Here is a 20167-nt window from a genome sequence, read left to right as displayed (position 1 = left end):
GCCATGACTGATTCCCCCACCGTCGCCGACCACGCGCAAAATCCGTTCGGGCTGGTCTATCGCGGCGCCCTCACGAAGAACGAGCCGGGCAAGGTCCATATCCATCCCGTGAAGTACCAGCTCGACGGTCTGGATATCGTTGCCAATGTCTATACCCCGGCGAACTACGATGCGCAGAAGCAAAATCCGGCGATCGTCGTGGCGCACCCGAACGGTGGAGTGAAGGAGCAGGTCGCCGGCTTGTATGCGCAGCCCCTCGCCGAACTGGGCTACATCACGATCGCGATGGACGCCGCGTATCAGGGCGGTAGTGGTGGCGAACCACGCAGCACTGACAAGCCGCAGTTTCGCATCGAGGACATCCACGGCGCGGCGGACTTCATCACCCAATATCCGGGGTGGATGCCGCGCGCCTGGGACTGCTCGGCATCTGCGGTGGCGGTGGTTACTCATTGTCCGTGGCAAAGGCCGACAAACGCTTCAAGGCGATTGCGACGCTCAGCATGTTCAACTCCGGACGGGTTCGTCGCAATGGATTTGCTGATTCGCAACTGGATACGATCCAGCAACGTCTGAAGCAGGCGTCGGACGCACGCGCCCAGGAAAAGGCCGGCGGAACGATTCTCTATTCCGGCGATGCCGACATGACGGATGAGCAGATCGCCGCGTTGCCGTTCGAGATGTATCGACAGGGCTACGAGTACTACTGGAGGACGCATGCCTGTCCCGGCTCGACCTTCAAGTACACCACCAGCAGCTTGTTGGATCTGATGCGCTGGGATGCGACGGATCAGATCGACCTGATCGAGCAGCCGCTGCTGATGCTCGCCGGCAGCAAGGCCGACAGCCTGTACATGACCGAGGACGCCTTCGCCAAGGCCACCGGCACCACGGACAAGGAACTGTTCAGGATCGATGGGGCAACACATATCGAGACCTACTGGGTTCCCAAATACGTGGAGGCTGCGATGGGCAAGCTGAAGCCATTTTATGCAAGAACGGTGTGGTTCCGTTCTGTATGAACACTTCATTCTGGAGGATCGCCATGTGTACTGCCGCCGCTGTCCCGGGCCCAGCCGATGCGCAGGGGAAAGCCCGTGCACCCATTGCTGCACCTGCACAGGAGATCGTACGCGCGGGTGAACAAGCCTCTACCTTCGGTGCGGCGGAGTATTTCACGGGCCAGGCTCGGGTCGATCCTTTGTTTTCCGTCAACGAGAGCATCAACGCGTCGGGCGCCTATGTGACATTCGATCCCGGAGCGCGTTCTGCCTGGCATACGCATCCGGCGGGGCAGCGACTGGTGGTGACCTCCGGTGAGGGACTCACACAGGAGTGGGGCAAACCCGTGCAGGTCATCCGCCCTGGCGATGTGGTGTGGTGCCCGCCTGGCGTCAAACACTGGCACGGTGCTGCGCCGAATACGGCAATGACGCATCTCGCTGTGACCGGGGCCGTCGATGGCAAGAGCGTGGACTGGCTGGAACAGGTGTCCGACGAGCAATACAACACCCCTCCAATCTCGTCCGACACACTCTCCGCCAGGCAACAGGCCATTCCGCTGATCGCGTCCTCCATGGCCACGAGCGATATGCCGAGACTCGATATCGTCTTGAACCGCGGACTCGACGCGGGCCTGACTGTCAGTGAGGCCAAGGAAATCTTGGTGCAGCTATATGCCTACACTGGATTCCCGCGCAGTCTCAACGCCTTGGGCAAACTGATGAACGTGATCGAAGCGAGAAAGCAGCGCGGCATTCAGGATGCACCAGGACGTGAACCCGGTCGGCCGATTCCAACCGGCGAAGCATTGATCGCGGTCGGCACGGCGAACCAGACCAGGATCTCCGGCGTTCCGGTCAAAGGGCCGGTGTTCGAATTCGCACCTGTCATCAACCAATACCTGCAGGCGCACCTGTTCGGCGACATCTTCGAACGTGACAACCTCGATTGGCAGAGCCGTGAGCTGGCCACCGTCGGTGCGCTGGCCGCGACCCCTGGCGTCGAATCGCAACTGCGTTCCCATATCGCGGCCAGCCTGCTGGTGGGCCTGACCACGTCGCAATTGCGTCAACTCATCCAGGTGCTGATCGACGGGGGCGACATCGAAGCCGCCGAGCGCGCACGGGAAGCGTTGGATCAGCATCTGGCTCGAGCATAGTCCCGCAGCACGAGCCGTTGCAGCATGTCCCCTTCGCTTCATGAGGTCGAAGACGCTGGATCGACCCGTCTACCCACCACTGGTGCCACCTGCAGGCTCAGCTCATTGATGGGTCCCGGTACCTTATCGGCTACTTGTCGGAAGGGTATATAATGTTTATTGTTTGTATATAAAATGTAGACAGCGAGGGAAGAGGCGATGCCAACCACAACGATCACAGTGGTTCACACCAAAGACGAGGACGATGGAGATCTGGCTGAATTGGTCCGCGCTTCTTTTCCGGGCGGATCAATCCAGGTGGTGGATCTGTCGAACGACCTGCAACCGGGATTGAAGGACGTCGAGGGCACCGAAACCGTGGTGCTGCTCGATGCGAGTGGGAGCATGGTGTCTCAGGAAGAAGCGACCATCGTTTTGCGTACGTTGCGTACCGTACGCGAAGCGGCGCCTACTGCGCCTATTCTTGCGGCATTCATGGAGGAGCCTGCTTCGCAGGGTACTCTGTATCTTGATCAACGTTTTGAAGAGATCGTCGTGCAGGTGTTGGAAGCGGGGGCGAACGATTACGTGACCTCAGCCGCGACCGGTGTGGCGGGGGGCAGTGAGCTTCTGCGACATCGGGTGCGGTCGTTGCTCGGAGAACATCACGAATCCGGCACTCCGCATCCGCTGCCTGGCACTCGTGATGTGCCCACTGTCGTCGGTATTCCACGCGAGCGTCGACAGCCCGTGAGCCAGATCGAGGATCCTTTTCGTACGCCGTGGCTTGCACTGTATGATGAGCAATCGGGAAGACTTCACGCCCGACAGATTGCGAACGAGTTGGGCGTGTCGCTTCGAGCGCTCTGTGAGGCGCTGGAGCTGAGCCCGTCTGCGGTACACCGCGCACCAAGTGCCCAGCCATATCAGCGCGCGCTGCAGCCGGTTGCTCGGGTGTTGGAAATGCTCCACGACAGCTTGCCCGATGACGGAGTGCGCCGCGCCTGGCTCAACCGGCCTCGTGGCGACCTGGAGGGAGCATCACCACTGGCTGTGATCATGGCGGGAGAGGTGGACGCCGTGGTCTCGCTTCTGGAGGGTGCACAGCTCGGTTTGGGGGCGTAGCGTGCATTCTTTGGACGAGGTCACGAAGGCGCTTTCCACCATCACCCGTGTGGAGGTCTATGGGCCTTGGGCTCGAGTGCTGGCTCTCCATCATTTGGAAGGGCCGCCACCAGGTGCGGCGGCAGGAAGTCCACCGCAGCCTCTATGGGGAGGTGGGGCGGCGATGACTGGCGCGCGGTTCACCCCCAAGGGAACGTTCTCGTCGCTCTATCTGGCTTCAAATCCCATCACGGCCTTGGCCGAGGTTGGAGCAGTATTCGAGGTCGGCGATCAATTCATCTATCATGACCACGTTCCGTACGGTGTGTTTTGCGTGCAGGGCCTTCTGACGGATGTCCTCGATCTGACGGATCCAGTGGTTCAGGCCCGATTGGGTGCGACGGATCAAGAACTCCGAGGGCCGTGGCGCCGTGCGCAGGCCCGGGCGATGAAGTCAGGTGGACCCTTGCCCGTTACGCAGCAACTCGGTGAGGCGGCGTATCGATCCGGTCTATTCGGCGGTATTCGCTTTCCCTCGGCAAAGATCGAAGGTCCATTCGCAGATGGGATCAACCTTGTTGCCTTCACGGACCGATTGGGTATGGGACCGATTCGAGGAACGTTCACGCTCGACACGCCCACTGGGCGATATGCGCAGCGACTCCCATAGCGCAGAATCCGAGATCGCGCCGGATGACGGCGAATATGCGACGTCCCGCAGTGTGGCGACATTCAATGTCCATGAAAGCAAAGTTCGTCCCATCATTCAGTGGAGGCATGATGTCGTTCATCACCATGCTGCGAATCGGTGCCATCTGTGGTACGACCATGATGCGGAAGAGGCCGCGCACTACTACGCGAGGACCTTTCCCGACAATTCCGTCATCGCGGTGCATCGGGCCCCCTCCAATTTTCCGGGCGGCAAGGCTGGTGACGTTCTGACCGTCGACTTCACGGTGTGCGGCGTGCCCTGCATCGGCCTCAACGGCGGAGACACGTTCGAGCACAGTGAAGCATTCTCCTTCCAGATCGCCACCGACGATCAGGACGAGACCGACCGCTACTGGAATGCCATCGTGGGCAATGGCAGAGTGGAGAGCATGTGCGGCTGGTGCAAGGACAAATGGGGACTGTCGTGGCGGATCACGCCCCGCGTACTGACGGAGGTGATGGCCAAGGGCGGCGATGTGGCGAAACGTGCGTTCGAGGTGATGATGGAGATGAAGAAGATCGACATCGCCAGAATCGAAGCCGCGATACGGGGCGGGGCCGCGCCGGAGTGACGGCGCGGTCGCCCTCATGGTGACCTCTTGATTCCTGGTCTTATATGTAACATATAAAGTAGCATGAAATCCGACAGTCGGCTCTCCGGAGTCCTGCATGTCCTCCTCCACATGGCGGAGCGTGAAGGGCCCAGTACCTCCGAATCGCTCGCGCGCGCGATGGACACCAATCCGGTCGTGGTGCGCCGCGTCATGGCGGGGCTGCGAGACCGTGGTTTCGTGCGTTCGGAGAAAGGACACGGTGGAGGCTGGACCATCGCCTGCGACCTGCGCTGCGTCACGTTGCGCGACGTCTACGAGGCACTTGGCGAGCCGCGTCTGCTGGCCATCGGCAACCGCTCCGATGCGCCGCAGTGTCTGGTGGAGCAGGCCGTCAACGCCGCGCTCGGAGATGCCTTTGCCGAAGCCGAGGCGCTGCTGCTTCATCGCTTCGGCGAAGTCACGCTGGCCGCGTTGAGTGCGGACTTCCATGCCCGGTTCGCAAAGCACAGGCAGCGGCCCCGGCGCGGGCGCACCGTGGAGCGCACCCACACGCACACGATCGAGGAAATGCATGACGCATGATGTCATTGTCATCGGTGGCGCATTCGCCGGCCTGGCGGCGGCCACGTATCTGGCACGCGCGCGACGTTCGGTGTGTGTGCTCGATACCGGTAAACCACGCAATCGCTTCACTGAGGCCTCGCACGGCTTTCTGGGGCAGGATGGTCGCAATCCCCTGTCGATACTGGAGACCGCACGTGCGCAGCTGCTGGGCTACTGGAACGTGGAGATCGTTCAGCAGGAAGCAGTCACCGCGCGTCGTCTGGACGATGGCTTTGCGGTCACCCTCGCCAACGGTGAGCAGCACGAAGCGCGCAAGCTGATCCTCGCGTTCGGCCTGCGCGATACGTTGCAGGACATTCCCGGCCTCGAAGAGCGTTGGGGACGCTCGGTGCTGCACTGTCCGTACTGTCACGGCATCGAGTTCAGCGAACGCGAGCTGGGCGTGCTCTATCGCACACCCATGTCGGTGCATCAGGCCATGCTCATCGCGGAATGGGGACCGACCACCATGTACCTGAACGGCGAGGAGCTGGCCGCCGAGGATGTGGAGAAGCTGGCTGCACGCGGCGTGCGTGTGGAGCACGCCCGCATCGCCGGTCTGGCAGGTGAAGGGCATGCATTGGAGACGATCCAGTTGCACGACGGACGCGAGCGTGCGCTCGAGGCGCTGTATGTCGCGCCGCAGTCGTGTCTTTCGAGCCCGATTGCGCGACATCTCGGTGCGGTCATCGACGACGGACCGATGGGCGAGATGATTCGCACCGACAACAACAGGATGACCACCATCGATGGGGTGTACGCTGCCGGCGATATCGCCCGTGCTCCGCACAGTGTGAGCTGGGCCGTGGCTGATGGCGTCACGGCGGGTACTGCGGCGCATCGCGCACTGGTATTTGGATAGGTTCCTTGCATGCCCGCATACAAGACACCAGGCGTCTATGTCGAGGAATCTCCCAGTCTTCCTCCGACCGTCGTTCCGGTTCCCGTGGCGATTCCGGTATTCATCGGCTACACCGAGTACGCCACTGACGCCCAGGGCGTCTCGTTGACGAAGACCATGACTCGAATCACCTCCCTGGTGGAATACGAGACACTCTTCGGACGTGCGCCGGTGCAGGTCGCGAATATCACCGTCGATCAACGCAGCGGGGTCAATCCCGGATTCGAAGTGCGATGGACCGATGCACCACCGCGGCCGACCGACCTGCTGTACTACACGCTGCAGTTGTATTTCGCCAACGGCGGTGGGCCATGCTGGATCTACTCAATTGACCCACATGGAACGCCGCTTCGGAAGGAAGACTTCACGAATGCGATCACGATCATCGAAGACTGGGATGAGCCCACGTTGCTCCTGTTTCCCGATGCCACGCGCCTGTCCGACGAGGACTATGGTTTCGTGCTGTCTTTCGCACTCTCCAGTTGCGCGCGTCAGCGGAACCGATTCACCATTGCCGACGTGCCCAGAGCCGAGGCCGAAGGGACGACGCCTGCGTTGGTCACGAGGAATTTCAGAAATCATGTGGCAGGCACCATTGAACAACTCGGCTATGGCGCTGCCTACTTCCCGTACGTGCAGACGCTCGTGCCCTTCCGATTCGACGATGAGTCGGTACACCTGACGGCGTTCACGAAGAACGGAGTCTCGATCGCCGTTCCCGCCGTCCATCACGCGATCCGGGCCTTTCTCGACGCCGCCTGCGTGACATTGCCGGCATCCGGTGGCATCGCGGGAATCCATGCACAGATGGGTCGCACGCGCGATGTGTGGAAGGCGCCAGCGGGCATGCCGCTGGCACTGGTACTCCGCCCGGCGATCGGTGTCACCGATGAGCAACAGAGTACACTGAATGTCGATGTGGAGACCGGCAAGTCGGTGAATTGCCTGCGTGCCTTCTCCGGCAGAGGCACACTGGTGTGGGGGGCTCGCACCCTCGCGGGCAACGACAACGAATGGCGGTATATCAACGTGCGCCGCCTCGCCAGCTTCATCGAAGCATCGGTCGGAAAGGCGGTGCACGCTTTTGCCTTCGAACCCAATACGGCGTCGACCTGGACTCGTGTCCGTGCGATGATCGCGGACTTTCTCACACGCCTCTGGCAAGATGGGGCGCTGACAGGCATGAAGCCGGACGAGGCCTTTCATGTGGACGTCGGGCTTGGCACCACGATGACGGCGCAGGATGTGCTCGACGGAATTCTCATCGTCGAGGTCCGTATCGCCGTGATCCGGCCGGCGGAGTTCATCGTGCTGCGTCTCCGGCAACAGATGCTCAACGCGTACCCCTAGCTTTCCGGCGGCCTCGCATCGTACAATCTGCTGCGACGTGAGGTCGCGGTGCATCGCATGGGATGCCCACAGCCTCTCCTCTCCGAATCTGCTTCGCGGCTAACGGGACACCTGAGATGCGACGGCCTCCACACGATGTTCCTGCTATTGAGACCAAACTCGCACGTGGGGGTGTGCCGGATGCTGAATTGATGGACGATCTTGTTCGTCGCTATTGGCATCCGTTGGTCGCCTATGCGAGCCGGCTACTTGGGGATGTGGCCGCCGCGGAAGACGTGGTGCCGCAGGGGTTTCTGCGACTCTGGGAGAGAAAACACGTCGTGCCATCGGGAGATGAAGCGCGGCCTTTTCTCTACAAGGTGGTGCGGAATCTGGCGGCCAACGAGTGGCGTCAGCGGCAGACACGTCGGAATTGGCTGGATGAAGAGGCGCATGCCACGCTCTCTGCCGTCGACATGCCCAGCCTCGCGGTGGAAGAGGATGAGCTGGCCGCTGCTCTGACTGCGGCCGTGGAACGGTTGCCGGGGCGACGTCGGGAGATCTTCGTACTCTCGCGGTATCACGCCCTGACCAATGCGCAGATTGCCGACGTGCTCGGCATTGCGCCGCAAACCGTGGCGAACCAATTGGTGAATGCACTGCGGGAGCTTCGTGGGATCATGTCTCCCCATCTGGACCAGCGCACCTATCCCGAACTCCAGATCGTTCGCGACGACGACCGCGCGGCTGGATAGCCACGCGAACCGGAGAGGAGCAGGGGAAACTCCGGAAAAATTCAGGATCCGATAGTATGGCGGGGGCGGTCGCGGGTTTCAGGATCTGACGACGCGAGACCGGGGAAGTTCCTCGGTGCGACGTGCAGCCCTGACTTCCCGTGGACGAACTCATACTCTCTGCGCTTCAGGAGCGGCTGACTCCCGCCGAAGCGTTACGGCTCGACTCCTGGCGGAAGGCATCGCCAGTCAACGAGCAATACTACCAGGACATGGTTCGCCTCTGGGATTCGATTCCCCGGCAGGATCCCCTGGTTGAGCGTGTCGCTGCGACCATCGCCGCGACGCCATCGTGGGCGGATCTGCAGGCGCGTGCATCGTCCGATGCTCGCGATGTGCGGACCGCACCTCAGCGCGCCTGGCAGTGGTCTCGATGGGCGGGAGCGGTGGCAGTCGCGGCGCTGTTGTTGCTGATGGTACGGGTCGCCGATGAACCGCCGATAGACACTTCACGGAGCACAGAGGAGTTCCGGGCGTCGGAGTTCGTGACCGATCAGTCGGAGATGGTCACCGCCAGTCTGGCCGATGGCAGTGTCGTGCGCCTCGCGCCCGAGAGCCGGCTGCGTGTGACACCCGCCATCAACCGACGCGAAGTGTGGTTGGACGGGGAAGCGTTCTTCGCGGTGGCACGTGACAGTGTGCGCCCGTTTTCGGTGCGCACCCGCGCGGGAAGTGTGGAGGTCCTCGGCACCCGTTTCGATCTCCAGGTCGTGGGCTCGGAGCTGCGTCTGGTGGTGACCGAAGGCAAAGTCGCTCTCGTGAGTGGTGCGCATCGGCAGACGGTGGTGGCAGGGCAGATCGCGCGTGTGCGGGATGGTGGACCGCCCCAGGTGGAAGGAGCGGTGGCCGTGGACTCGGTTCTCGCATGGACACGCGGCTTCATCGTCTTCCAGAACACGCCGCTGCATCAGGTCGCCGCCGAGCTCGAACAGCGCTATGGCGCGCGCGTCTTGTTGCCGGACAGCACGATTGCCTCACGCACCGTCACCGCGTGGTTCACCAATCAGGGCCTCGATCAGGTCCTGTCTGCGATCTGCAGAGCGGTGGATGCGCACTGCTCGCTTCGGGACAACGTCGCGAGCATCGAGCCTTAGGTAGATGTGATCCCGCCCTGGTCCTGCACACCAGATCCAATCCCAGCAAGCTAAGGAAGCAGCAAGGAGGTTCCTCGTGTCGCGAAGTCTGTATCTGCTCGTTGCCATCGTCGCTACGGTATTGCCGGCAACGGAGACGGGCGCACAGCGCGTCATCACGTTGGCAGGGATGACGACCACGGTGGGGCATTCAAAAACGCTGATCACCGCCAGTCCCCTCGACCGGCCGGCCAAGCTCTCGGTGGAAGACGTGCCGCTCACCGATGGACTGGAGCTGTTGCATACGCGATCCGGCGTTTCGCTCGCCTTCAGCCCTGCATTCGTGCCTGGCGAACGGCGAGTCACGTGCAAGTGCACCAAACTGACCGTGGGACGGGCACTGCAGGTGATGCTGGCCGGACTCCCACTGGAGAGCACGGTACTGGACGGCGACCTGATTCTCATCGCGCCGTCGCCCGCGGGAGCGAAGATTCCGAAAGACGCCGATGTCGAGGCGTTCACGGCACCCGCGCCGCAGATGGTGGGGCAGATCAGTGGTCAGGTGACCAACTCCGCGTCGGGCCAGCCTGTCGGTGGAGTGCAGGTGATCGTCATGGGCACCACCATGGGAGCCATGACCCGTGACGACGGTCGCTATACGATCGCCAGCGTGCCCGACGGCACCTATCGTCTGCGTACACAACGGATCGGCTTCACGTCCGAGCAGAGAAGCGTGACGGTGGCCGGCGCCGATGTCACCGCCGACTTCGCGATCGCGACACTGCCGATCTCGTTGAACGAAGTCGTGGTGACCGGCACCGCCGGCGGCGCACAGCGGCGCTCCATCGGCAACGTGGTCGCGAGCGTGTCCGCGGACTCGGTGATGGCGCGCTCACCCATCACGAACGTGGATCAGCTTCTCGGGCAGCGCACCGCGGGGGTGATGATGCTCCCCGGTACCGGTCAGGTGGGTACGGGATCCGCGGTCCGCGTGCGCGGCAACAGCAGTCTCTCGCTGTCCAACGAGCCGATCATCTACATCGATGGCGTGCGCATGGACAGCGATTCGAGACGCGGCCCCAGCCAGCGTGGCGGCGCCAACGTGAGCCGGTTGAACGACATCAATCCGGCGGACATCGAAAGCATCGAGATCATCAAGGGACCCGCGGCCGCAACGCTCTACGGAACCGAAGCCTCCAACGGGGTGATCCAGATCATCACCAAGCGTGGATCGTCCGGGCGGCCGCAATTCGATGTCACCGCACGGAACGGCTACAACTGGTTGTGGAATCCCGAAGGCCGTGCCGGTATGCGGTACATGCCCGATCCAAACCGCCCGGGGGAGCTGTTCGGTTTCAACGTGTACGAGAACGAGCGGGTGAACGGCACGGGACCGGTTTTCGGATACGGGATGCTGCAGGGCTACAATGCCAGCATCAAGGGAGGCAATGATGCCGTCCGTTATTTCGCCTCGGTGTCGAACAACGACGATACCGGTGTGGTGGATTTCAACTGGGACAAGAAACTGGGGCTCCGGGCAAACATGGAGGTGGGGCTCTCCGACAAGTTGCGGGTGACGGTGGGCACCTCGTACATCGAAGGACAGACCCGTCTCGCGCAGGCGGCGATCGAACCCGATCCGTTCAGCAATCTGATCTGGTCGAACCCGCGCTATCTGACCGATGCCCGCCGCGGCTGGAGTTCGGCTCCGCCCGAGGAATGGGGCAAGGTGGAGAGTCGGGCCGACAACGACCGCACGACGTCCAATATCGAGATGCGGTATCAGCCGCGCAGCTGGATGACGCATCGTCTGGTCGTCGGTCTCGACATGAACTCCGAAGTGAATTCGACGCTCTATCCGCAGCAGCCGGAAGGAGCCAGCCACTTCTACGGATCGCTCGGTCTCGGCAGCAAGTCCGTCAGCCGCGGAGAGCGCCGCTTCGTCACACTCGACTACTCGAGCAGCGCAAACGTCGATGTCGGCGACTATGTCCTCACGCCGTCCATCGGCTTCCAGTACTACAAGAGCACATCCTCGTTCATCAATTCCAGCGGCCAGCAGTTCCCGGCCGTACCCATCACCACCGTGTCGGGTGGGTCGGTACGTGATGGCGGTGAGAGCTTCGTGGAGAACATCACGGCCGGTGTCTACGTCCAGCAGCAGGTGGCCTGGAAGAATCGGCGTTTCCTCACCGGCGCCGTCCGGGCGGACGCGAACAGTGCGTTCGGCGAATCATTCAAGGCCGCCTACTATCCCAAGCTGAGTGCCGCATGGGTACTGCACGAGGAGCCGTTCTGGAAGATCGATCTCTTCGATCAGTTCCGACTGCGTTCCGCCTGGGGCGCGGCAGGCCAGCAACCGGCGACATTCGCGGCCGCGCGTCTCTATGATCCGGTCGTGGGCTACAAGGATCAACCCTCACTCACCCCATCGGCGTTCGGCAACCCGCAACTGAAGCCCGAACGCGGTGAGGAACTGGAAGTCGGATTCGACGCATCGCTGCTGAACAGCCGGGTGACGGTCGAGTACACCCGATACCAGCGTGCGGTGAAGGACGCAATCGTGAACCGTCCGCTGCCGCCGTCGTCCGGTTTCACCGGATCGCAGATCGTCAACATCGGGCTCCTGAACGCGTCGGGTAACGAAATCCAGCTGACGGCGCGTCTCGTGAATCGCTCCAACTTCGCGTGGGAGGTGGGCACGCAGTACTCCACGATGCGGAACACGATCAAGGACCTGGGCGGACTCGATTTCATCAGCGTCGGTACGCAGGCGTACCACCGCGAAGGCTACTCCATTGCCGACTTCTTCATGCGGGACGTGCTTTCGGCGGAATTCAACGCGAGCGGAACCATCGTCAATGCCATGTGCGATGGGGGGACAGGGCCGCTCGGCATCGAGCCCGGAGGTGCGCCGGTGCCCTGCGCGAATGCGCCGCAGGTCTATCTGGGGCATTCCCAGCCCACCTGGCAGGCGGGGTTGAGCAACACCTTCACGCTCTTCAGGGATCTGCAGGTGTCGGTGCGACTGGAAGGCAACGGCGGTCACAAGCAGGACAACACCGAGATCCGTGCGACGCACAACCAGTCCACCACCGAAGCCGTCCTGCTCAAGAACAATCCGATCCTCTCGGCCACACGCATCTACGAAAACGATCGAACGGGTGTGTACGAAGCCGGCTTTCTGCGACTGCGGGAAATATCGGTCAACTACAACCTGCCGAAGCACTTCGTGAGCTGGGCGGGTGCGTCGCGAGGCTCCGTTGGTTTCGGTATGCGCAACGTCGCCATGCTCTGGACGGCTCAACACGGCTGGAACACACCACGGGACGGCTCCGTTCGCGAACCGCTTGCCAACATGATCGTGTGGGACCCGGAGGTCCGGGCCACGGGATCGGCGGCCGTTGGCTATCAGACCGTGATGCCGGCCACTGCGAGCGCCACGATGACGCTTCGTCTCAGCTTCTGAGGAGAGAGACCGATGGTTACGAGAACGCATGAGGTGCGTCGCACCGAGGTCGTCCCCGGCCGCAGCAAGTCGTCGGGCAGACGGAGTCTGAACGTCGCGATGGGTGTGCTGTTCGCTTGGCTCGCGGCGTGCAAAGGGCTGATGGAGGTGGAGAATCCGGGTCGGGTGGCCGAATCGGATCTGGCCAACCCGGCACTCGCACCAACCCTGGTCAACAGTGCTCTTGGTCAGTTCGAGTGTGCCTACACGCAGTACGTCGCCACGGCGGGAATCATGGCGAACGAATACGTGAACGCATCGAGCTGGCTCGACATCAACGGCTGGGGATGGCGCGGTATCGAGCTGAATACCATCGTCGGCAGCTGCCCCACGAGCCGCACGGCCACCGGTCTGGGCGCGTACACGCCGCTGCAACAGGCTCGCTACATGAACGAGAATGCGATCCTGCGTCTGGAGGCGTTCCCTGAGGATCAGGTGCAGAAGAAGGAAGAGAAGCTTGCCATGCTGTCGGCATATGCGGGCTACTCGTATGTCCTGCTGGGCGAAGGGTACTGTGAGATGGCCGTGGATCAGAGTCCGATCATGTCGCCGCAGGAAGTGCTCGCCGTGGCCGAGAAGAAATTCGATGCGGCGTTGACGTTCGCCGAACGGGCAGGACGAAACGATCTCCGACTGCTGGCGATGGCCGGACGGGCGCGCACACGTCTGGACCGCGGAAACCTTGCTGGTGCCGCTTCGGATGCCGAGCAGATCCCCGCCGGTTTCGTGTGGAACGCCGAATACTCCACGTCGGAAGGACGACGGGAGAATCGCATCTACAACGTGAATCGTCGCAGTCGCTTTCTCTCCGTCGAAACCACCCGCAACACCGGTCTCATGGCGGGGGGCGCTCCCGATCCCCGGATCGGCATGACCAGCGCCGGAGCCAAGGGGCATGACGGGGTGACGGATCACTACTACCAGACCAAGTATCCCGCCGCCGATTCACCCATCCCGATGGCGTCGTGGCGTGAAGCGCAGCTCATCATCGCGGAGGCCAAACCCGCCGATGCGGTCGCCGCCATCAATCGCCTGCGTGCGAGTCAGAACATTCCGGCGGTGACGGCCACGGAATCGGCGAACATCACGGCGCTCGTCATCGAGGAACGCCGTCGCCAGTTGTTCAGTGAAGGGCACCGTCTGAACGACATGCTGCGCCACAAGATTCCGTTCCCAACGGGTGTGAATCACAAGGGACAGGCATGGGGCACCATGACCTGCATGCCTCTGCCGGAGCAGGAACGCAGGAACAACCCCAACATCGGGAGCTGAGCGTCATGGCCCATCGCTCGAGAGTGACGAGGACCGGCAGGACGCGACCATTGCTGCTTACAGGTTGTGTGGCCTGCCTGATCGGTGTCGTTGCGGCCCCGGCAGCTGCCCAGAGTGGAGGTCCACCCGGCGGCAGGGCCGGTGGGGCGGGTGGAGCCGGTGGAGCCGGCGGTGCTCCTCCCCGCACGACACTGCCACTGCCCCCCGGTGTCCTGGGTGGTGTGCCACTGACGGCCGCTGACAGCATGATACAGAACGTCACGGCACGACTGGACTTCGAGAGCTACAAGGGGATCATCAAGGGATTGGCACAGTTCGGCGATCGTGAACAGGGCACGGAGCGGAATGCACGGGCGGTGGACTGGATCGAGACCCAACTCCGGAACTGGGGATACACCACGGAGCGTGTGAAGTACAACTACACGCCGCGTGGTGGAGGCGCACCGGAACCGCGCGAGCAGGTCTTTGCCACCAAGATCGGTCGCACGATACCGGGCGAGATGTACATCATCGGCGGCCACATGGATGGAAGAGGTGGCGGAGAAGCGGTCAACGACGACGCTTCCGGCACTGCCGTGGTCATGGAGATCGCACGCATCCTGGCGTCGTCCGATATCCAGACCGCACGCTCTGTTCGGTTCGCGCTCTGGAACAACGAGGAGACGGGGCTGGACGGTGCGCGGGCATATGTGGAGCAACGTGCGAAGCGTCAGGGCATCGAGGAGCCGGTCGGGTCCGGTCGCTATCCGGAACCCAGGTGGCTCGGCATGATCCAGCACGACATGATGATGTGGGATCATGGCAATCCGGTGCAGGCGTCCCAGGCACTCGACGCCGATGTCGACATCGAATTCCAGCTGAACTCGAAGCAGGCCGCTGGCTCGGCGCAGTTGGCGCTGGCCCTTCTCAATGCGAATCGCCTGTTCGCCACCGACTATCCGGCGGTGATGAGCAATGCGATGAGCAACACGGACTCCGCACCCTTCATGGATCTCGTGCCCGCGGTGAGTCTTCGTGAGAATCGCCGACTCTATGAAACGGGACGGCGCGCGAATCCTCACTGGCATCGTCCGACGGATCTTTTTGTCACCTTTTCCGACGCGGACTTTCTTCTGGGCTTCAACGCCACCCAGACCACGATGGGGGCCATTGCGAGGTTGGTGGACGCACGCATTGTGAAGTAAGTGTCATTGAGACGGGGGTGAAGGAAAGGGCCGACGTTGGAGGGACGTCGGCCCTTTCCCGTCTCGCGCCTATCGGGAGCCAGGGCGTCGGGCCGGGCCGGGAGATGCGGCACGCGGGGCGGTGAAACCGATCTTTCCTCTGGCCTGATCCAACAGAGTTGCCGCTTCGTGGACGGCGCCACCCTTGATCACCAGCCGCACGTGGCGTGTGTTGCGGATATCGGTGAGTGGATTGCCGCGGATGACGAAGAGATCAGCCAGCTTGCCGCGTTCTATGCTGCCGAGCAGATCGCCGGCGCCGAGTGAACGTGCGCCATTGATGGTGCCTATCCGCAACACCGCCGCGGGTGCGATGCCGGCGATGGTGAGCGCATGCAGTTCCCGGTGCGATGAGAAGCCGGCCAGATACTGACCGCGACTCGGATTGTCCGTGCCCATCGTCACGATACCCCCCGCGTCATGGAAGGCGCGCGTCGTACGCAACATGGCGAGATAGAGTGAGTCGAACAGCGGATATGGTTTGCGCGGGGGTTGTCTCTTCACCCAGGCCTGCACTTCGGGGGTGAAGAACTGCGACTCGTCGACCCAGAAATCGAAACCCGGCTTGTCGTCGACGGTGCTGAAATAGACAGGTGCCGTGATCGTCGGATCGAAGGCGACACGGTTCTGGATGAAGAGTCGTACAATGTCCTTGAATTCCCGCGACGCGGTATCCACGTGGATCCACGACGGATAGGCTGTCCTGTCACGGGAAAGCGCCTCACCGCCCAGGATGTGTTCCACCCGGTCGATTCCCATGCGTACGGCATCGGCGGCGTTGGTGGTGTTCCGGAAGCCCGACTCCAGATGGGCCGCCACGGGAAGTCCGTGAAAATGGGCGCGATCGATGAGAGGCTTGAGATGCCCGGGGCTGATGCCTTTGGCCTTGAAACCACGTGCCCCCTGTTCGGCCCAGTAGTCCACCTCCCGATAGATGTCCTCGGTGGTGGCATTCTGATTCCAGTCCGGACGTGCGGTTCCGAAATAGGGGCCCGAGTTGAAGATGCGAGGGCCGGGCTGAAGTCCCCGGTCGATCCGCTGGCGGGCCTCCATCATTCCTTTCGGGTCATATTCTCCAGCGGGGAAGGTGGTGGTGACGCCATTGGCCAGGAAGATGAGTGGGTTGTAGTGATATTCGTCCTGTCGTGTACCATTGTCGCCGAGCGTCATGTTGTAGTGCGCGTGCACGTCCACGAGTCCGGGCAGGACATACTCGTCGTCGGCCAGAGTGATCACGCGAGCACGTGTGGTATCCTGGTCGCGGAAGTTGCCATCCGTGACCAGAAACTTTCCGCCTTTCACGAACAGGCCGCGATTCCGTTCCACGGTGTCGGCAGTGGCCGTGAAGAGCCATCCACCCCGCACGATGAGTGCCGTCTCCTGCGCACGGGCATCACGGGGGAAGACGAGCGGGATCACCGCGAGGGTGAACAACAGCGGGAATGAGCACCTCCGGAGGGAGGTCGTGCGGCGGTGTAGCGGCATGAAGGGAGTCTCCTGCTGGCGGGGGCTTTCAGCGACCATGATATCCGGGACCTCTTCGGCTCTCGGCAATGCTGCGGTGAACATGGGTCTGCAATGTGTTGAACCCGCGGGACGGGCCATCATACCGGCGGAGGTACGGCTGGGCGGCGACCGTGTCTGACTCGTGCAGCGATCATCTTTCCAGCGCAATCACCTCATCCGCCACGACGAACAGCCGATCGCGTTCGTTCCGTTCATACATGCCACCGCCGGTGAAACTCGAGAAGGCCGGCAAGACACCCACATCAGGGCCAAAAACGAATGCCGGCAATCGCACGCTCTGTCTGCCGCGTCCGTACATGGAAACGGAGGGGTGCAGGTGCCCGCTCAGTACATATCCCTCGGTACTCGGCAGTGGTTCATGGGTGCACACGAACGGCCCCAGCCTGTAGGGCGGATCCACGCAGTGCACACGCAGGATCGATGGGGGATCGCCGGCGCGCACATCGTGGTTGCCCCGCACCAGCGTGATACGCACATGCGGATGCGCCGCGCGCCAGTCGGCGATGGTGCGCAGCGTCTCGGCGTGCCGGCCCTCACGCGCGTGCAGCAGGTCGCCGAGTATGACGAGGTGTTCGGCCTGCGTGGACGTGAATGCATGGGAGAGGCGCGCCAGGTCGTTCGACGTGGTGCCCATGGGCACCGGAACATGCGCGGCGCGGAACGCGGCGGCCTTGCCCCAGTGAAGATCGGCCACTACGAGGGTGTCGAGTGTGGGCAACCAGAGCGCACGGGACGGCAGCAAGGTCGCCGGTTGTCCGACGACCATGATGTCGAGTGCGCCCGTCATCCCGTATGCGCCGTCATGCGTCACGGCGATGCTCCGCTGCCACCCATCAGGCGTTGTACCCTCTCTCCGATGCGAAACACACTCGCCTGTCCGCTGCGGGTGGGTTTTTCGGCGGCCACGGTCATACGGCGCACCCGCTGGGTGAGTTTTTCGGTGCTCAACCTGGCGCGCGTGATGTCCACCATGAGCGGAAACGCGAGCGGCGTGGGACGCTCCACGTCCACCAGCCGCACCGTGCTCACCGAGAGCCGTTCCAGCACACGGCCGAGACGGCTCGCCTCGAGTTGCCGCTCCAGTACTTCGCGCTGCGCCTGCCGGACCAGCAGGTTGCCCTCGTCGTACTTCGTGAACACATCGTACAGCAGGCTGCTGGACGCCTGTACCTGTTTCATGCTCTTCGACTGACCGGGATAACCCTGAAAGATGAGCCCCGCTACGCGTGCGATCTCGCGGAACTGGCGACGCGCCAATTCGGCTGCGTTGAGACTGTGCGTGATATCGTACAGCAGGTGCGTCGTCGAGAAGAGGCCGGCTTCCAGCGCCTCTTCGAGTGGTGCGGGGTCTGGACTCAGCAACTCGAAACCATAGTCGTTCGCCGAGAACGAGAAGCTGATGGGGCCCAATTGCGCAATCCGATAGGCGCACAGGGCGGCCAGCCCCTCGTGCACGAGGCGCCCCTCGAAGGGATAGACGAACACATGATGGCCGTCCCGGGTCTCGGTGCGCTCGATGAGCAGTTCGTCAGGACGGGGAATCACGCTCCGTTCCGCCTGGGTTTCGAGCACCGGTCGGACGGCCTCCATCTCCCGGCTCGGGTAGACACCGAGACGGGCTGCCTCGAGGGTGTCACGGACCGCGGCAGCCAATTCCGTGGAGAGCGGCATGCGTGCACCCTGCCAGCGCGGAATCGCACCACTCATTCCCTTGGCCTTCCGCACCCAGGCGACCAGATCGCGCAGACGCACGAATTCCAGCGGTTGACCGGCGAAGATGAACTTGTCGCCCGGTGAGAGACGCGACACGAACGACTCCTCCACCGTGCCCAGCCTCCGGCCCGAGAGATACTTCACGGCGATTGCCGCGTCACTCACGATGGTACCGATGTTGAGCACATGACGCAGGGCGACGCGCCGGTCGGTCACCACATAGGTGTCGTCGACTTCATGGACCTTGGCGTACTCCGGATAGGCGCGCAGCGCCTCACCGCCATGGGTGATGAAGGCAATCACCCAGTCGAGTTCCGCCTCGGTGAGCAGACGGTAGGCGCGGGTGGTGCGCAGCTCCGCCAGCACGGTATCGCGTCGGAAACCGCCGCCCAACGCCAGCGTCACCAGATGCTGGGCCAGCAGATCGAGAGGGCGGTCGAGTGGATCGCGGCTTTCGATACGGTTGGCCGCGATCGCATCGCGCGCCGCCGACACTTCCACCAGTTCGAACGCATGGGTGGGAACGCACACGATGCGCGACGTGCGGCCGGGATTGTGTCCGGAGCGTCCGGCACGTTGAAGAAGGCGCGCCACGCCCTTGGGGCTTCCCACCTGCATCACCATGTCCACGGGTGTGAAGTCGACACCGAGGTCGAGTGAACTGGTGGCCACCACGATGCGATACCGACCCGTCTTGAGACCGTCCTCCACATCCTCCCGTTGCCGACGCGAGAGCGAACCATGATGGATGGCCGTGAACTCGAACCAGGAAGGATTCGCCGCGATGATGCTCTGGAACCAGATTTCGCACTGCGAGCGGGTATTGGTGAACACGATGGCGCTCGTGGCCTGTTCGAGGCGTCGCATCACCTCCGGCAGCAACTTCGTATTGAGGTGGCCGGCCCACGGAAACCGATCCATGGTCTCCGGAACGAGCGCTTCGATTTCGACGGCCTTGGGCACGACACCGCGCACGAGACGGGCGGGTCGCGGTGCGCCGTCACCCTGGTACCCGAGCAGCGTCTGTGCAGCCACGTCGAGATTGCCGAGGGTCGCCGAAAGGCCCCAGGTGCGAAGGTGTGGACAGAGTGCGCGCAGTCGGGCGAGACACAATTCGACCTGCGCACCACGTTTGGTGGACAGCAGTTCATGCCACTCGTCGACCACCACGCATCGGAGGTCCGTGAACAATGCCGCGTGATCGCGGCGACAGAGCAGCAACGAGAGGGATTCCGGTGTCGTGACCAGCGCCGTGGGCAGCTGCTGCCGCTGTCTGGCGCGCCGGGCTTGACTCGTATCACCGGTGCGCGATTCCACGGTCCACGGCAATCCCAGCGCCTCGATGGGATCGCGCAAGGCCTGTTCCGTGTCGGCCGCCAGTGCCCGCAGCGGTGTGATCCAGAGTACACGGAGCGGCATGGCCTCGGAGCGCCGGCGGGCGCGACGTGGCTTCGCATTCTCCGCCAGCGCTTCGATGACCGGTCCCATCCAGGCCGCGTAGGTCTTGCCCGTTCCTGTTGCCGCATGAATGAGGCCCGACTCGCCGGCCAGGTATGCGTCCCATACCTCACGCTGAAAGGCGAACGGCTCCCAGCCACGGGTGGCGAACCAGTGCTCCACGCGCTCGACAGCGCCCGTGGAAGCGGGGGAAGGGGGACTGCCGTTCGGCATACCGAATAATAACGGCCATGACAGAATCCGGATTTCAACCGGCC

15 protein-coding genes and 1 pseudogene are annotated in these 20167 nt (G+C 62.8%); 12 read left to right on the top strand and 4 right to left on the bottom strand.

What is annotated here, in order from left to right; translation table 11 throughout:
* Positions 1–3 precede the first annotated feature (3 nt).
* The 3 genes and pseudogenes from WG208_RS18790 to WG208_RS11675 all read left to right on the top strand — a co-directional run bounded on the left by WG208_RS18790 (position 4) and on the right by WG208_RS11675 (position 3265).
* Positions 4–1022, top strand: a pseudogene (locus WG208_RS18790) (alpha/beta hydrolase).
* The gene (locus WG208_RS11680; protein ID WP_345786992.1) at positions 1019–2161 is read left to right on the top strand and encodes a carboxymuconolactone decarboxylase family protein; all 1143 of its coding nucleotides are present in this window, start codon (positions 1019–1021) and stop codon (positions 2159–2161) included. Before WG208_RS18790 ends, WG208_RS11680 begins: the two are co-directional and overlap by 4 nt.
* Before the next feature lie 198 nt (positions 2162–2359).
* The gene (locus WG208_RS11675) at positions 2360–3265 is read left to right on the top strand and encodes a hypothetical protein (protein ID WP_337171538.1); all 906 of its coding nucleotides are present in this window, start codon (positions 2360–2362) and stop codon (positions 3263–3265) included.
* 217 nt (positions 3266–3482) lie between these two features.
* On the opposite strand, the gene WG208_RS11670 is transcribed toward WG208_RS11675, so the two are convergent.
* A complete protein-coding gene (locus WG208_RS11670) occupies positions 3483–3653 on the bottom strand; it encodes a hypothetical protein (RefSeq protein ID WP_337171537.1) in 171 nt (56 codons plus the stop codon).
* A 406-nt stretch (positions 3654–4059) separates the two neighbouring features.
* Here WG208_RS11670 and WG208_RS18785 point away from each other — a divergent pair, with 406 nt between their 5' ends.
* From WG208_RS18785 to WG208_RS11625, 9 genes are all read left to right on the top strand, one after another.
* Positions 4060–4527 (top strand): VOC family protein, encoded by a 468-nt coding sequence (locus WG208_RS18785; RefSeq protein WP_345786997.1) that lies wholly within the window; start codon positions 4060–4062, stop codon positions 4525–4527.
* Between the two features lie 63 nt (positions 4528–4590).
* Entirely contained in the window at positions 4591–5091 is a 501-nt protein-coding gene (locus tag WG208_RS11660; RefSeq protein ID WP_337171535.1) for an Rrf2 family transcriptional regulator, read from the top strand.
* Positions 5081–5974 carry an NAD(P)/FAD-dependent oxidoreductase gene (locus WG208_RS11655; RefSeq protein WP_337171534.1) on the top strand — a complete coding sequence of 298 codons (894 nt, stop codon included), beginning with the start codon at positions 5081–5083 and terminating at the stop codon, positions 5972–5974. The genes WG208_RS11660 and WG208_RS11655 overlap by 11 nt, the downstream gene beginning before the upstream one ends.
* Positions 5975–6058: 84 nt before the next feature.
* The gene (locus WG208_RS11650; protein WP_337171533.1) at positions 6059–7363 is read left to right on the top strand and encodes a phage tail sheath C-terminal domain-containing protein; all 1305 of its coding nucleotides are present in this window, start codon (positions 6059–6061) and stop codon (positions 7361–7363) included.
* Positions 7364–7554: 191 nt separating this feature from the next.
* A complete protein-coding gene (locus tag WG208_RS11645) occupies positions 7555–8097 on the top strand; it encodes a sigma-70 family RNA polymerase sigma factor (protein WP_337171532.1) in 543 nt (180 codons plus the stop codon).
* 140 nt (positions 8098–8237) lie between these two features.
* The gene (locus tag WG208_RS11640) at positions 8238–9230 is read left to right on the top strand and encodes a FecR domain-containing protein (RefSeq protein WP_337171531.1); all 993 of its coding nucleotides are present in this window, start codon (positions 8238–8240) and stop codon (positions 9228–9230) included.
* A 76-nt stretch (positions 9231–9306) separates the two neighbouring features.
* Complete coding sequence (locus tag WG208_RS11635; protein WP_337171530.1) at positions 9307–12678, top strand: SusC/RagA family TonB-linked outer membrane protein; 3372 nt, start codon at positions 9307–9309, stop codon at positions 12676–12678.
* Between the two features lie 12 nt (positions 12679–12690).
* Entirely contained in the window at positions 12691–13989 is a 1299-nt protein-coding gene (locus WG208_RS11630) for a RagB/SusD family nutrient uptake outer membrane protein (RefSeq protein ID WP_337171529.1), read from the top strand.
* Positions 13990–14234: 245 nt separating this feature from the next.
* The gene (locus tag WG208_RS11625) at positions 14235–15173 is read left to right on the top strand and encodes a M20/M25/M40 family metallo-hydrolase (protein WP_337171528.1); all 939 of its coding nucleotides are present in this window, start codon (positions 14235–14237) and stop codon (positions 15171–15173) included.
* Between the two features lie 69 nt (positions 15174–15242).
* Here WG208_RS11625 and WG208_RS11620 read toward each other — a convergent pair whose 3' ends face one another.
* From WG208_RS11620 to WG208_RS11610, 3 genes are all read right to left on the bottom strand, one after another.
* Positions 15243–16646 (bottom strand): amidohydrolase family protein, encoded by a 1404-nt coding sequence (locus tag WG208_RS11620; protein WP_337171527.1) that lies wholly within the window; start codon positions 16644–16646, stop codon positions 15243–15245.
* A 223-nt stretch (positions 16647–16869) separates the two neighbouring features.
* Positions 16870–17550 (bottom strand): ligase-associated DNA damage response endonuclease PdeM, encoded by a 681-nt coding sequence (gene pdeM, locus WG208_RS11615; protein WP_337171526.1) that lies wholly within the window; start codon positions 17548–17550, stop codon positions 16870–16872.
* A complete protein-coding gene (locus WG208_RS11610) occupies positions 17547–20123 on the bottom strand; it encodes a ligase-associated DNA damage response DEXH box helicase (RefSeq protein ID WP_337171525.1) in 2577 nt (858 codons plus the stop codon). Before WG208_RS11610 ends, pdeM begins: the two co-directional genes overlap by 4 nt.
* Positions 20124–20167: the final 44 nt, after the last annotated feature.

This window comes from Gemmatimonas aurantiaca (genome assembly GCF_037190085.1).
GTDB lineage: Bacteria > Gemmatimonadota > Gemmatimonadetes > Gemmatimonadales > Gemmatimonadaceae > Gemmatimonas > Gemmatimonas aurantiaca_A.
Note: the sequence above shows the minus strand (reverse complement) of the source record. Positions and strands in the feature narration are given on the sequence as shown.